Raw genomic sequence first — 14,930 nt, forward strand, 5'->3', positions numbered from 1 at the left:
TGCCGGCGCCCCGGCGTCCGGACCGAACGGCATCCTGCCGCGACCTAATAATAACGCCTTTCAGCGCGCTGCCCGTTCCTTCCCGCATGTTCTACGAGCAACGGACGACCGTCCCCGACTCGCCCGCCGACCTCCGCGCCGAGTACGAGGACGACCTCCGGGACGTCGTCACCCAGCACGGCGTCGACGCGGTCGCCGCCGAGACCGACGTCGACCGCGAGACCGCCGAGGCGCTCCTCGGAGGGGAATCGCCCGGCCTCACGCTCCCCGAGGCCGCCCAGATCCAGTCGATCAAAGAGGGCGAACCCGAACCCGACGAGATGGTCGAAATCGCCTGTGAACACCTGCTCCTGGGGATGACGACGGCCGTCCTCGACGTCGACGCGATCGAAGGGGACCTCGCCATCGACATGGACGCCAAAGAGATCCAGCAGAAGATCGAACGGCGCGCGCCGATGAGCCTCGAGGAGTTCGTTCACGTCCAGTACGTGATCGCCGACGGCGCGCCCTGAACTAGTACTCGCGCCAGTCGACGACGTCTACGTCGTCTATTCGATCGAAGTCAGCTACCCACCGCTGAGGCGGTGGGCTTGTCAGTGGACTCTCGTTCTGCCGACACGGGTGTGTCGGACGCCACGTCAGTAGCGTTCACGGTCATCACCCCCGATTTCAGGGCGGACTGACAGAACGCCCCTCCAGCAGGGGACTTCTGCCCCCGCTGGAGTTTGAGCGCGAGTTTCCGAGCACCGTTCTTTGCGGCGTTATCATCGGCGTTCACCGTGTACGAACACTCCGAGCAAGCGAACTGTTGCCCGTCGCGGTTTTCTTCAAGCGTACACCCGCATTTTGAACACTGCTGACTCGTGTACGCCGGTTCGACTTTCTCAACCGTGATGCCGGCCAGTTCCGCTTTATTCTCGGTTTGTTCTTGGAGCTCGCGGAACGCCCACTGCTGGAACTTCTTGCCATCGCTAATCCGCTCTCGAATCCGCTCCAAGTTCTCGAACGCGATATGTGTGCTATGTGTGCAATGTGGTCGTCAACGTTGCAGTCCACGCCGAGGACGTTCGAATCCTCGACTTTCTCGGGACTGTTCGCGTCGATCTAGCGCTCCATTACGGCGTGCGGGCACCTAGGAGCTCTCGAGGCGCGGTTTCGTTATTCGATTGTGGTAATCTCAGTCGAAATATTCATCATACAGAAATAATTGATCGAATTATGGTTATATTGAAATACAACTTACCCATTACTGATCGGATCTACTAGAGACCAACGCGAAGATCGTCACAAGTACACCTATTCCCATGTACATAACCTCTGTCCATATGACCGATCCTATTTGACCTATCAAAGACAAAATTCCAAACAGTACTGTTATCTGTAATCCAAGAACTGAGATTATAATCTCTCTAGTTTCCATATAAAATACTATTGTTCTCTCGAGTTTAAATCTTTATGCTGTTAAGTGTTTGTTTGACATTTACATATATGGGTCTGGATTATCATCATCTGCTATGTCAAAATTCTCAGTGCTATCCCATCCGGAAAGCGCAACGTCAATTGGTCCAGCACCTCCAGAGATGCTATCGATAGACCCTGAGCCACCATTATGAACGTAGGTGGCAAATATATTACCTGCTACGCCGTCCAGATTCCTTAACTCTGTCATCAATGCCACATTCGTCGTCTCTGGTGGATAGGGGACGCCCCTAATATAGAAATCAACCGGCAAGTCAACGTTTGCAGCCAAACCTCCATCCTCCAAACTATTAGAGTAGAACGATATTTCTCCTTCTTCTTCAACACCGTCTGGGTAATTAACTGTTTTAGATGTTGAACCAACAACTGACCAATGATCGTCGTCAAACGAAATGCCGATAGCATCATCTGTGCCATCATAATTATCAGCAAACGGGTCTACCTCCTCAAGTGCCATTGATGCTGTGGCCCAAATCCTATCCGGGTGGTTGCTATTTTCAGCCAGCATTAGTTGCACCTCAGACTCGTCCTCATCATAACCGTATTCTGGTGTGACTTCCGACTCCTCTGACTGTTTTTCCTCTAACGTAGTCGAAGTTACAGTATAGTCTAAGTTTTGTTTTTCAAATTCGCCCTTCACACCTTCTAGTCCATCTTCATGAAAGCTTTCCACGATTTGTCTTCTGCTCCTTTCTCCGTTCCGGTTTTGAGCGGTGACAGTGCCAATCGTTCCCATTGCTGTGAGGGAGCCGACAGCCGCTATGATGCTTCTTCGGTTCATGTTGAACCAGCTGGATTTTATCCCGACTGTTTATTAAAGTTATGTATCTGAAACACATTTTCCGATTGAGAACTATTAATAATATTTTGTGCGTCTACAGTACTTACCGTTATTTTCACAATCTGCTCTGAATAGAGGAACTGTCCTACCAACTTCTGTTGCGTCCCGAGTGTATCGATTTCGTCGCCGTCGAACGGCACCCGGACGGTATCCTCGTCGACATCGATCAGGACCGTTTCGCCTGCGCTGAACTCGTCGTCGGGCCACGTCACCGACACGCCCTCGAGTGCCAGCCGGTCGCTCGCGAGTGCGTCGCCGGCCCGACGCTGAAGCCGTGCAACTCAATCTCGCCGTTCACGTGGGTCGTGTCCCGGTTGATCGCCTCCCGTACCGTCGTGATAATGTCGACAGTCTCCGTGGTCGTGTGCCCTTTCAGCGATCCGATTGCGAGCCGACCGGTCACGGCGTCGGCAGCGACGAGTTCGTGATAGCAGCGAACGTACTCCCGCGGCGTCGTCCCTGGGAGGGCAGCCATCGGTTCGGCGTCGATCCCGCGATCGCGACCAATACTGGGCCGGTCTGTAGTTCTCTTCCTCGTGAGTTGCGGGGAGAGAAGCTCCAGTCTTAGCGATTATATCGCAACTGCCCATCTTCTACAGTCGCAGGGTTCGTATAGCTGGTACCGGTGTATGTCGGATCAGTCGGCGATTCGACCGCGGGCGGCCGATGGTTCCGGTCGGAGACGACGAAGCGGCGTCGGTTCGGACGAGACGCGAACGATTTTCGCTCCGAACGCCGAAATTATGTCCGTGCGTCCACGAGGTCGCGTATGAACGTCGCAATTCTGGGCTGTGGCTACGTCGGCCTCGAGTTCGGTCGCCAACTCACCGACCGCGGCCACGACGCGATCGGGGTTCGCCGGTCCGACGCAGGTATCGAACGGATCGAGGACGCCGGCTTCGAGGCCGTACAGGCCGACATCACCGACGCCGACTCGCTCGAGGCAGTCCCCGACGTCGACGCGATCGTCTTCGCGGCCAGCAGCGGCGGTCGCGGCGCCGAGGCGGCCCGCGAGGTCTACGTCGAGGGCCTGGAGACGGCGATCGAGCACTTCGGCGAGCGCGAGACCCCACCGGAGCGGCTGGTCTACACCTCCTCGACGGGCGTCCACGGCGACCACGACGGCGACTGGGTCGACGAGGAGACGCCCATCGAGCCCACGACCGAGAAGACCGAGGTGCTCGCGGCGGCCGAGCGAATCGCCCTCGAGCGCCCTCCAGAGTACGGTTTCGAAGGCACCGTGGCGCGCTACGCTGGCCTTTATGGGCCCGGCCGCTACCGCCTCGAGCGCTACCTCGAGGGGCCGGTTACGGAAGGCTACCTGAACATGGTCCACCGCGACGACGCGGCCGGCGCGGTCCGGTTCCTCCTCGAAGAGGGGCTCGCCCGCGGCGAGGTCGTCCAGATCGTCGACGACGAACCGGCCCACAAGTGGGAGTTCGCCGACTGGCTCGCCGACCGCTGCGGCGTCGACGAACCACCGAAGCAGACGAAAGCCGAGCGACTCGAGGACGGTGACGTCTCCGAAGCCGGGCGACGGCGCATCCTGACGAGCAAGCGCTGTTCGAACGAGAAACTGCGGGACCTGGGCTACGAGTTCGCGTATCCGACCTACCGGGAGGGGTATCGGGACGCGATCGAGGCGTATCTCGCGGCGTAAATGGTGGCGGCGTCGGCGCTCGAACCGAACAACTGAATCACCGTAACTGAGTTACCCGTCTCGAGCACGAGAGGGACAAATTTCTTGACCGTTCGATCTGATACAGTGGTATGTGCGTCCGGAGCGACTCGATCAGCAGTGCGTTCGTCGGGCCGGACGCGCTCGTCATCGGGTCCGCCGTCGACGGGTTTCGCTCGCTCGAGCCGCTGGTGCTTTCCTTGCTCGTCGTCGCGGCCGTCGCGGTCGCGGTCGCCGGCTGGTGGGTCGTCCGCTGGTTTCGGCGACCGCCCGGCGTCCGGCTCAAACGACTGCTTGGCGAGCACGACGAGGTCGCCGTGTTGATGCACCCGAATCCGGACCCGGACGCGATGTCCTGTGCCATGGGTATCGCACGGATCGCCGAGTCGGTCGAAACCGACGCGACGCTGCAGTACGCCGGCGAGATCCGCCACCAGGAGAATCGCGCGTTCCGGACCGTCCTCGACCTCGATCTCGAGTCGGTCGAGTCGAGCACGCAACTGGCGGCCGACGCCGTCGTCCTCGTCGATCACAACACGCCGCGGGGCTTTGCCGGCTCGCAGTCGGTCGAGCCGATCGCGGTCGTCGATCACCACCCCGGCAACGGCGCGGGGACGGAGTTTACGGACGTCCGGACCGACTACGGCGCGGCGTCGACCATCGTCGTCGAGTACCTCGACGACCTCGGCGCGACGATGGGCGCCGAGAACGGGAACGGACTGACAGTCTCGCCGGAGCTCGCGACCGGACTTCTCTACGGTATCCAGTCCGATACGAACCACCTGACGAACGGCTGCTCGCGCGCGGAGTTCGACGCCTGCGCGACGCTGTTTTCCGGGATCGACGAGGACCTGCTCGAGCGAATTGCCAACCCGCAGGTCAGCGACGACGTGTTGCAGGTCAAAGCGACCGCGATCACTGAGAAGCGAGTCGAGGGCCCGTTCGCGATCTGCGACGTCGGCGAGATTCCAAACGCCGACGCGATTCCACAGGCCGCAGACGAGTTGATGCACCTGGAGGGCGTCACGGCGGTCGTCGTCTACGGCGAATACGACGGCACGATCCACCTCTCAGGACGCTCGCGAGACGACCGCGTCCACATGGGCGAGGCGCTGCGTCGCGCCACGAGCGACGTTCCGATGGCCAACGCCGGCGGTCACGCCCGGATGGGGGGCGGGCAGGTCTCGGTCGACCACATGAGCGGCATCGGTCCCTCCGAGGGGATCAGTCGTGACGAACTCGAGGAGCGGCTCTTTTCGGCGCTCGCGGGCGAACGATAGTCAGGATTGGGGTTGGATCTGATTCGAGCCCGGGAGCACCCGCCATCGCTGATTACTCGGCGGATGGGACGCCGGTTTCTTCCGCCGCTTCGAGGACGATCTCGCGGGCGGTTTCGAACAGCGCATCGGCGCGCTCGTCGTCGCGGGCCTCGGCGGTGATCCGGACGACGGGTTCGGTACCGCTCGGGCGGACGAGCGTCCAGCCGTCGTCGTCTTCGACGCGGACGCCGTCCAGGGCGTCGACCTCGTCGTAGCGCTCGCGGACCGTCGCCTCGACGCGGTCCATGACGGCGGCCTTGTCTTCGACCTCGATCGAGGTCCGACGGATGGGGTAGGTCTCGAGGTCGTCGACGAGCGCGGCGAGCGAGCCCTCGCGGGCGGCCATCGCCGCGAGTTTGCAGGCCGCGAGCGGACCGTCGGGGCAGAGCGTCTCGGCGGGCCAGATCCACGCGCCGCTGGGTTCGCCGCCGAAAGTGACGTCGTCCTCGGTCGCTCGCTCGGCGATGTAGACGTCGCCGACCGCGGTGCGGGTGACCGAGGCACCGACGGTCGCGACGGCGTCGTCGACCGCGAGGCTGGTGTCGACGGGCGCCGCGACTCGCTCGCCGTCGCCGGCCGCTTCGCGGGCGAACAGCGCCAACAGGAGGTCCTTCGGGACGAACTCGCCGCGCTCGTCGACGGCCACCATCCGATCGCCGTCGCCGTCGTGGGCGACGCCCAGGTCCGCGTCGGTCGCGCCGACGAGTCGCTGCAGATCCTCGAGCGTCTCGGCGTTCGGCTCGCTTGGCCGACCGGGGAACCGGCCGTCCTGCTGGGCGTTCAGCGTACGGACGGAACAGCCCAGTTCGACGAACGCGTCGGCCGTCACGCTGCCCGCGCCGTTGCCGACGTCGACGACGACGTTGAGGTCCTCGAGGGCGTCGTCCGCCTCGTCGTCTCCGACGGTCTCCGCGATCGTCTCGACGTGGCGCTCGAGCAGTCCCACGTGGTCTCTGCGGGTCCCGAGGCCGTCCCAGGGCTCGAGGTCGTAGCGCTCTTCGCGGACGCGGTCGGCGATGGCCTCGCGGCGCTCGCCGTCGAATGCCTGGCCCGAGGGCGACCAGAGCTTGATCCCGTTGTCCCTGGCCGGGTTGTGCGAGGCCGTGACGACGACGCCCGCGTCGGCCTCGAGCCAGTCGACGCCGCGGGCGACGGTCGGCGTGGGGGCGACGCCGACGTCGACGACGTCGCCGCCGCACTCGCGAACCCCCGCGGTCAGCGCGTCGACGAGCATCGCGCCGCTCTCGCGGACGTCACGACCGACGACGACGCGTTCGTAGCCCTCGGTCGCCAGCGCGCGGCCGACGGAGAGGGCCAGTTCCGCCGTCACTTCGTCACCGACTTCCCCGCGGATACCGCTCGTTCCGAACATACGCGAGTCGTATCACGAACGGGTATATAAAAATCGGACTTCCTCCGGCGATTTGAGACGTGACGAACGGTCGACGTGAATCGCCGAAACGGCGGTAGACGGCGGCGCGGGACGACCGCGCCAGGAGCACCACCGGTCGCTGCCTCGACAAACGGGCCGCTTAAGTCACTCGGCCGTCGTAGCCCGGACAACGATGGAATTCTGCGACGAATGCGGTTCGATGATGAAAGCCGACGACGGGCGCTGGGAGTGCGGAAGCTGTGGCTTTACGAAGCCGAAAGGCGACGCCGACGAGTACATCGTCACCGACAGCCAGGAGGCCAGCGAGATTATCGAGTCCTCCGGAGAGACCTCCCTACCCGAAACCGACGCACACTGTCCGGAGTGTGGCAACGACCGCGCACACTGGTACATGCAACAGATCCGGGCGGCCGACGAATCCGAGACGCGGTTTTTCATCTGTACCGAGTGCGAACACAAGTGGCGCGAAGACGATAACTGACGGTCGCGTCGACCGCGGCGTCGCCGTTGAACGACCCCGCTTCGTAACGGTCCGAATCGCCGCTGGGTCCCCCCTCTGGGGGACCACACGTTACCGCGATAGTTACCAGACTTATGAGTAATGTCTGACGTACGTTTATGTATCCGGACGGGCCGCTAGTGGATATGTCGAACAACCGCGTCGAGAAACTCGAGTCGACGGTCGCAGAGCTCGAGTCGACGGTCGAAGGACTCACCGACGAACTGATCGAAGCCAAGGAGCGAATTCGCGTTCTCGAGGCCGAACTGGACGCCGAGACGCCGACGCGCGTTCCGGAGCGTCGCGTTACCGCAGAACAGGAACAGGGCGAGGCCCTCGAGGAGGAAACCCCCGAAGCCGAGCCGGACGAGGTCGCGGAAGCCGCAGCCGACGCGGACGATGACGACGCCGCCGACGAAGCGGAAGACTCAGGTAGCGACGACATTATTGTCGCATAACCGCGTGGCGTCGTCGGGGCCGCCCGCTCGGTTCCGGCCGCGGCGATACCCACGAGTTCCGCAGCGACGGAGGGCGCGCTCACAGTATGTATATCAAAGCACTCGTTCTGGACAATTTCAAGAGCTTCGGTCGCAAGACGAAGATCCCGTTTTACGAGGATTTTACCGTTATCACGGGCCCGAACGGCTCGGGCAAATCGAACATCATCGACGCCGTGCTCTTCGCGCTCGGACTGGCCCGCACCCGCGGGATCCGCGCCGAGAAACTCACCGACCTCATCTACAACCCCGGTCACGAAGGCGGCGACGACTCGAGTGGCCCCCGCGAGGCGACCGTCGAGGTTATTCTCGATAACACCGACGAGACGCTGACGCGCTCGCAGGTCGTCAACGCGGCGGGCAGCGAGGACGTCGGCGACGTCGACGAGATTCGCATCCGCCGCCGAGTCAAGGAAACCGAGGACAACTACTACTCCTACTACTACCTGAACGACCGGGCGGTCAACCTCTCGGACATTCAGGATCTCCTCGCTCAGGCCGGCGTCACCCCGGAGGGGTACAACGTCGTTATGCAGGGCGACGTGACCGAGATTATCAACATGACGCCCCACGCGCGCCGGGAGATTATCGACGAGATCGCCGGCGTCGCCGAGTTCGACGCCAAGAAAGAAGACGCGTTCGAGGAACTCGAGGTCGTCGAGGAGCGAATCGACGAGGCCGAACTCCGCATCGAGGAGAAACGCGACCGGCTCACACAGTTAGCGGACGAACGCCGGGAAGCGATGCGCTACCGCCGCCTGCGACGCGAAAAAGAGGAGTACGAGGGCTACAAGAAAGCAAGCGAGCTCGAGGAGAAACGCGACGCGCTCGAGAGCGCCGAATCGAGAGCCGAGGAGCTCGCCGACGAACTCGCGGACCTTCAGCGCGAACTCGACGAACGCGAGGGCAAAGTCGTCCGCCTCGAGGAGGACCTCGAGGATCTGAACGCCGAAATCGAGCGCAAGGGCGAGGACGAACAGCTGAAGATCAAAAGCGAGATCGAGGAGATCAAAGGCGAGATCTCCCGGCTCGAGGACAAGATCGAATCCAGCGAGGAGGCGATCGAAGAGGCCGAGTCGAACCGTCGAGAGGCGTTCGTCCAGATCGATCGCAAGCAAGAGCAGATCGACGACCTCGAGAGCGAGATGCGCGAGCACAAACTCGAGAAGGCCTCGATCAAGAGCGAGATTCAAGAGCGCGAGGCCGAACGCGACGAACTCGAGGCCGAGATCGAGGCCGTCGACACCGAGTTCGACGAACTGAAGGCCGACCTCGCCGAGCGCAAATCGGATCTCGAGGAGGCCAAGACCGAGCGAAACGACCTCCAGCGCGAGCAGGACCGCCTGCTCGACGAGGCGCGGCGCCGCTCGAACGAGAGCGCCGAGAAAGAGGAGACGATCGAACAGCGACGCGCCGAACTGCCGGAACTCGAGAACAAGCGTTCGGAGCTCGAGCGCGAACTCGAGAAGGCGAGGACGAACCGCGAGAACATCGCGGGGGTCGTCGACGACCTCAAGGCCGAAAAGCGCCGCATCCAATCCGAGGTCGACGAACTGGACGACGAGATCCAGGCGAAACAACAGGAGTACGCCGAACTCGAGGCCAACGCGGGCGAGAGCGGCGACTCCTCGTTCGGCCGCGCGGTGACGACGATCCTCAACGCCGGCATCGACGGCGTCCACGGCGCCGTCGCCCAGCTCGGGACCGTCCCCGGCGAGTACGCCGTCGCCTGCGAGACCGCGGCCGGCGGTCGACTCGCGAACGTGGTCGTCTCCGACGACGTGATCGGCCAGCAGTGTATCGACCACCTCAAGTCGCGCAACGCGGGACGAGCGACGTTCCTCCCGATGACGGACATGCACAAGCGACGGCTGCCGTCGGCGCCGAGCGACCCGGGCGTCGTCGACTTCGCGTACAATCTGGTCGACTTCGACGAGCAGTACGCGGACGTCTTCTCGTACGTCCTCGGGGACACCCTCGTCGTCGAGGATCTGGAGACGGCTCGCTCCTACATGGGCGACTACCGCATGGTCACCCTCGACGGCGACCTGGTCGAGAAAAGCGGCGCGATGACCGGCGGTTCAGGCGGCGGCTCCCGCTATTCGTTCACTGGCGGCGGCGAGGGCCAACTCGAGCGCGTCGCAAAACAGATCACGGCGCTGCAGGACGACCGCGAGTCCCTTCGCGAGGAGCTTCGGGACGTCGAGGGTCGCCTCGACGACGCTCGCGACCGAAAGTCCGACGCGGCCGACGAGGTTCGCTCGATCGAGTCCGAACTCGAGGGCATCGACGAGAAACGCGCGGAGATCGAAGACGAGATCGATTCGCTCGAAGCAGACCTCGAGGAACTCGAAGACGAACGCGAGGAGGTCGACGAGCGGATGACCGAAATCTCCAGCGAGATCGAAGCGCAGACGGCCGACATCGAGGAGATCGAGGCCGACATCGACGAGCTCGAGACCGAACTCGCCGACTCGAAGATCCCCGAACTGACCGCCCAGATCGAGGAGCTCGAGGCCGAAATCGGCGAACGGGAGGACCGGATCGACGAGATCGACAGCACGCTCAACGAACTCGGCCTCGAGAAGGAGTACGCCGAGGACGCGATCGACGACCTCCACGACGACGTCGAAACGGCCCAGAACCGGACGGCCGAACACGAAGACCGGATCGAGGAGTACGAGGCGACGATCGCGGAAAAGGAGACGGAACTCGAGGCGAAACGCGAAGCGGTCGAAGACCTCGAAGAGGAACTGGCGGAGCTCAAAGCGGATCGCAGCGACCTCAAGGAGGAACTCTCCGACGCGCGGGCGAAACGCGACCAGCAACAGGACCGCGTCAACGCCGTCGAGAGCAAACTCGAGGACACCCGGAGTCGGGTCGGCGACCTCGAGTGGGAGATCGAGAGCCTCGAGGCCGAGGTCGGTGACTACGACCCCGAGGACGTTCCAGACCACGACACCGTCCTCGAGATGATCGAGTTGCTGCAGGCCGACATGGACGCGATGGAGCCGGTCAACATGCTCGCGATCGACGAGTACGACGACGTCCGGACCGACCTCGAGGAACTCGAGGATGCGCGGGCGACGCTGGTCGAGGAAGCGGAGGGGATCCGCGACCGGATCGAGCAGTACGAAACCCAGAAGAAACAGACGTTCATGGACTCCTACGACGAGATCGCCGCGCAGTTTACGGAAATCTTCGAGAAGCTTTCGGAGGGGACCGGGACGCTCCACCTGGAAGACGAGGCGGATCCGTTCGAGGGCGGGCTGACGATGAAGGCCCAACCGGGCGACAAGCCGATCCAGCGCCTCGATGCGATGTCCGGCGGCGAGAAGTCCCTGACCGCGCTGGCGTTTATTTTCGCGATCCAGCGACACAACCCGGCGCCGTTCTACGCGTTAGACGAGGTCGACGCCTTCCTCGACGCGGTCAACGCCGAGCGCATCGGCGAGATGGTCGACGAACTCGCCGACCAGGCCCAGTTCGTCGTCGTCTCCCACCGCACGGCGATGCTCGACCGCTCCGAGCGCGCGATCGGGGTGACGATGCAACAGAACAACGTCAGCGCCGTCACCGGAATCGACCTGAGCGACGGCGCCGGGCCGGAGGGTGAGGAGGTGCCGGTGAGTGACTAGCGAGTCGCCACGCGACTCGGAACAATCGAGCGGGGAGCGAAGCGACCCGCGAGAGAGCGAGTCGCCACGCGACTCGGAGAATGCGAACGGTGAAACTGTGAGCAGTGAGTCGCCACGCGACTCGAAAACGGTGAGCGAGGAGCAAAGCGATCAGCGAGTCGATCGAGACGGGTTCTATACGGACGGCGGGAGAGACGACATCCCCCTGAACATCGCGGGCCACGAGGACCGCGAGCGGCCGGGTGCGTCCGATTCCGATTCTGACCCCGACTCCGACTCCGACTCCGACAACTCGATCCTCGAGTTTTCCGAAGACGAGGTCGACGGGAGCAACGGTTCGGCAACGCCGGACGGCCAGGAGCGAGCCGGCGACGACGAAGACGACGAAGACGAAGTCGAACCCGTCGAACTCCTCGTGCAACTCGCCAAAGACGGCGAGATCGATCCCTGGGATATCGACGTCGTCCGGGTGACCGACAAGTTCCTCGAGGCCCTGGACGACGCCGACCTGCGGACCTCGGGCCGGGCGCTGTTCTACGCGAGCGTCCTGTTGCGGATGAAAAGCGACGAACTGTTCGCCCCCGACGAGCCCGACGAGGAGGAGCTACCGCCGTGGGAAGCCCCCTTCGCCGACGAGGGGCCGACGGACGGCGGCGACGCCGACGAGCCGGCGCCGGGATTCGACCCCGTCGAAAGCCTCGAGGCGGAGATGGAGCGGCGCCTCGAGCGCAAGCAGGTCCGCGGAAAGCCGGAGACGCTCGACGAACTGGTTCGAGAGCTCCGGTCGGCCGAGCGCGGCTCGTGGTGGAAGGAATCGCGCAGTTACGACACCAGCGACTCGCCCCAGGGGTACGACCGCGGCGTCCAGGAGCTGAACTACCACGCCGGCGACGACTTCCGTGTCGACGACGAGCCAACCAGCGACGACGTCACTCACACGACCCACGAAGAGGACATCGAGGCCGTCATCGACGACGTCGAGGCCGAACTCGAGGAGCAGTACGAGAGCGGCCGCGAGGAGGTGCTGTACGCCGAGATCGACGAACTCGGCGGGACGCGCGTGATGACCTATCTCGCCTTGCTCTTTCTCGCCCACCGCGGGAAGGTCCGCCTCGAGCAGGACGAACTGTTCGGCGACCTCTGGATCCAGCGGGTGACGGCGGACGCGAAGGCGGACGAAGCGATCGCCGACTGAGTGGCGGTCGTCCGAGTTTCGATGCCTCGACGTCCGCGACCACCTTTCGAGTGCGACTCGAGCGCTGAGTCCGCCACAAACGTTTACCCGGCCCCCTGCCAACCTCGAGCCGATGGAACGGCCCGACGACGTCGTCTTTCGCCTCCACGTCGAACTCTTCGCGCTCCTGCGTCGAGTGTTGCCGATCGCGATTCTCGCGGGTGCGCTCGTCGGGCCGCTCGGTACCGTCGGCGACCCGAGCATCGCTATGTGGTACTCGGCGGCGCTGTTCGCGGCGTGTCTGTTCGTTCTCTGGGCGCTCAACGGCTTGCCGTTGTATCCGGCCCACACGTTCGGCATCGAGTACCGGTTCGAAGACGAGCCTCTCGAGTCGGAGCGACGACCCTGTATTCGCTGTGACACCGTTACGAGCGACGGCGTCCACCGACGCTACGCGCGTCAGGTCGTCGCTCTGGGCGTGCCGGTGTACACGCTCGCCTGGGGGAGCAACGACTTCTGTCGGGACTGTCTGGGAACGCCGCACGCGTCGCGCGACGAGCGGGCGGCCGCTCGCACACGGGAAACGTCGACAACGGAGCGGCCGACCGACACGTCGGGTGGCGGTGGCGGAAACGGTGGATCGGCGACGGCTGACGGGCCGGGACGCGACGGCGGGTCGCCGTCGCCTCCCGTCGACGAGGATCCCGGTACGACGATCGCTCGCCGCGTCACGCTCGAGGACGAGACGACGGCCCTCGAGGTCAGGCGCGCGTTCGCGGACGACGATCGGTGACCGCGGCGTCTCGAACCCCGATCCGTAGACTGCACAGCGCTACCACGAGTCAAGAGCGACCAAGTGACTCGAGCGTGAGGATAGGGATATGGCAGCCAGCGACGGCCCGGACGAGAGCGAACTGACCGAGGGGTCGCTCCTCCGGCCGATGTTCAAGCTGGCGTGGCCGCTCGTGGTCATCCAGCTGTTGCAGGTCACCTACAACGTCGGCGACACGTTCTGGCTCGGCGCGCTCTCGCCCGACGCCGTCGGCGCGGTGAGTCTCGCCTTTCCGCTGTTGTTTCTGGTGATCGCGGTCGGCGCCGGCTTCACGACGGCGGGGGCGATCCTGCTGGCCCAGCACACGGGCGCCGAGAGCGGCGAGGGCGGCCTGATCGCCGGCCAGACGATCACGTTCATCTCGCTGATCGCGATTTTCCTCGGCCTCGTCGGCTTTTTCATCACGGAGCCGATGCTCGAGGTGCTTCCCGCAGACAGCGCCACGGAGGAGGCGATTCTCCCGTTGGCCGCCGAGTACCTGCAGATCTTCTTCCTCGGCGTCCCCTTCGTCTTCGGCTTCTTCGTCTTCGCCGCGTTGATGCGCGGCTACGGCAACACCCGCGCGCCGATGCGTGTGATGGTCGTCAGCGTCGTTCTCAACCTCGCGATCGACCCGCTGCTCATCTTCGGCGTCGGGCCGCTGCCCCGCCTCGAGGTCGCCGGCGCCGCCGTCGCGACCGTCGTCTCGAGAGGGCTGGCGACGGCGATCGGCTTCTACCTGCTCTACTACACCGACGTCGGCCCCGAGATCGAGTTCGACCACCTCCGCCCGCGACTCGAGTACGTCACCGACATCGTCAGACTCGGCGTGCCGACGGCGATCGAGCAGTCGATGACGGCGATGGCGCTGGTCGCGATGACGGCGATCGTCGTCACCTTTCCGCCGGCGGTCGTCGCGGCCTACGGGCTGGGGAACCGCCTGATCTCGCTCGCGTTCCTGCCGGCGCTGGGGATGGGACAGGCGATGGACTCGATCGTCGGCCAAAATCTCGGTGCGGACAGGCCAGACCGGGCCAAGACGGCGACCTGGGTCGGTGCTGGTGTCGTCGGCGCGATTATGGCCGTCGCGGGGGCGCTCGCCTTTCTCTTCCCGGAGCCGTTCGTGGCGGTGTTTCTGACGGCCGAGGAGGCGGGCCGCGCCGAGACCCTCGACTACGGCGTCACCTACCTCCAGTTCGCCGCGTTCGCGTTCGTCTTCATGGGTGTGATGCAGGTCGTCCTGGGTGCGTTCCGCGGCGCGGGGAACACGAAGACGGCGCTCGCGTTCTCCGTGCTGGGACTGTGGCTCGTCCGCGTCCCCGTAACGCTTTACCTGATCTTCGTCGCCGAGTGGGGGCCGACGGGGATCTGGACCGGCGTCGTGATCGGCGATATCGTCGGCGCGCTCGCGGCCGTCGCGTGGTTCACGCGCGGGACGTGGACGGAATCGATCGTCGATGACGACGCCGAAAAGAAGCAGGACGACGCGGGCGGCGAAACGGCGGCCGACGAGGGCGAGTCGGGAGCGGACGGAACGGCGACGGAGGAGACCGATTCCGTCGCGGAGTAACGAGAGTCGCCGCCGACAACCTATCACCGTG

The 14,930-nt window shown here is 63.9% G+C and carries 13 protein-coding genes; 9 read left to right on the forward strand and 4 right to left on the reverse strand.

Annotated features, from left to right (window positions below; genetic code table 11):
• Positions 1–86: 86 nt before the first annotated feature.
• Entirely contained in the window at positions 87–512 is a 426-nt protein-coding gene (locus tag C493_RS02565; RefSeq protein ID WP_007257833.1) for a DUF5791 family protein, read from the forward strand.
• Between the two features lie 50 nt (positions 513–562).
• On the opposite strand, the gene C493_RS02570 is transcribed toward C493_RS02565, so the two are convergent.
• The 3 genes from C493_RS02570 to C493_RS02580 all read right to left on the reverse strand — a co-directional run bounded on the left by C493_RS02570 (position 563) and on the right by C493_RS02580 (position 2,795).
• Positions 563–997, reverse strand: coding sequence for a zinc ribbon domain-containing protein (locus tag C493_RS02570; protein WP_007257834.1), 435 nt, complete (start codon positions 995–997; stop codon positions 563–565).
• A 483-nt stretch (positions 998–1,480) separates the two neighbouring features.
• The gene (locus C493_RS22505; RefSeq protein ID WP_152421079.1) at positions 1,481–2,215 is read right to left on the reverse strand and encodes a hypothetical protein; all 735 of its coding nucleotides are present in this window, start codon (positions 2,213–2,215) and stop codon (positions 1,481–1,483) included.
• A gap of 313 nt (positions 2,216–2,528) precedes the next feature.
• Positions 2,529–2,795 (reverse strand): hypothetical protein, encoded by a 267-nt coding sequence (locus tag C493_RS02580; RefSeq protein ID WP_007257837.1) that lies wholly within the window; start codon positions 2,793–2,795, stop codon positions 2,529–2,531.
• Positions 2,796–3,089: 294 nt separating this feature from the next.
• Here C493_RS02580 and C493_RS02585 point away from each other — a divergent pair, with 294 nt between their 5' ends.
• Together C493_RS02585 and C493_RS02590 are read left to right on the forward strand one after the other, a co-directional pair.
• Complete coding sequence (locus C493_RS02585) at positions 3,090–3,980, forward strand: SDR family oxidoreductase (protein WP_007257838.1); 891 nt, start codon at positions 3,090–3,092, stop codon at positions 3,978–3,980.
• 110 nt (positions 3,981–4,090) lie between these two features.
• Positions 4,091–5,278 carry a DHH family phosphoesterase gene (locus C493_RS02590; protein ID WP_007257839.1) on the forward strand — a complete coding sequence of 396 codons (1,188 nt, stop codon included), beginning with the start codon at positions 4,091–4,093 and terminating at the stop codon, positions 5,276–5,278.
• A gap of 52 nt (positions 5,279–5,330) precedes the next feature.
• Here the strand turns inward: C493_RS02590 and glmM are convergent, their stop codons facing one another.
• Positions 5,331–6,689, reverse strand: coding sequence for a phosphoglucosamine mutase (gene glmM / locus C493_RS02595; protein WP_007257840.1), 1,359 nt, complete (start codon positions 6,687–6,689; stop codon positions 5,331–5,333).
• A gap of 193 nt (positions 6,690–6,882) precedes the next feature.
• On the opposite strand from glmM, the gene C493_RS02600 reads away from it, so the two are divergent.
• The 6 genes from C493_RS02600 to C493_RS02625 all read left to right on the forward strand — a co-directional run bounded on the left by C493_RS02600 (position 6,883) and on the right by C493_RS02625 (position 14,899).
• Positions 6,883–7,191 (forward strand): transcription factor S, encoded by a 309-nt coding sequence (locus C493_RS02600; protein WP_007257841.1) that lies wholly within the window; start codon positions 6,883–6,885, stop codon positions 7,189–7,191.
• 164 nt (positions 7,192–7,355) lie between these two features.
• Positions 7,356–7,667 carry a DUF7518 family protein gene (locus C493_RS02605; protein ID WP_007257842.1) on the forward strand — a complete coding sequence of 104 codons (312 nt, stop codon included), beginning with the start codon at positions 7,356–7,358 and terminating at the stop codon, positions 7,665–7,667.
• Between the two features lie 86 nt (positions 7,668–7,753).
• Positions 7,754–11,344, forward strand: coding sequence for a chromosome segregation protein SMC (gene smc / locus C493_RS02610; RefSeq protein WP_007257843.1), 3,591 nt, complete (start codon positions 7,754–7,756; stop codon positions 11,342–11,344).
• Complete coding sequence (locus C493_RS02615; protein WP_007257844.1) at positions 11,337–12,539, forward strand: segregation and condensation protein A; 1,203 nt, start codon at positions 11,337–11,339, stop codon at positions 12,537–12,539. The genes smc and C493_RS02615 overlap by 8 nt, the downstream gene beginning before the upstream one ends.
• A 112-nt stretch (positions 12,540–12,651) precedes the next feature.
• Positions 12,652–13,311, forward strand: a complete 660-nt coding sequence (locus C493_RS02620; RefSeq protein ID WP_007257845.1) for a hypothetical protein — start codon at positions 12,652–12,654, stop codon at positions 13,309–13,311.
• Positions 13,312–13,399: 88 nt separating this feature from the next.
• The gene (locus C493_RS02625; protein ID WP_007257846.1) at positions 13,400–14,899 is read left to right on the forward strand and encodes an MATE family efflux transporter; all 1,500 of its coding nucleotides are present in this window, start codon (positions 13,400–13,402) and stop codon (positions 14,897–14,899) included.
• Positions 14,900–14,930: the final 31 nt, after the last annotated feature.

The sequence above is a fragment of the Natronolimnohabitans innermongolicus JCM 12255 genome (assembly GCF_000337215.1).
GTDB classification, from domain to species: domain Archaea; phylum Halobacteriota; class Halobacteria; order Halobacteriales; family Natrialbaceae; genus Natronolimnohabitans; species Natronolimnohabitans innermongolicus.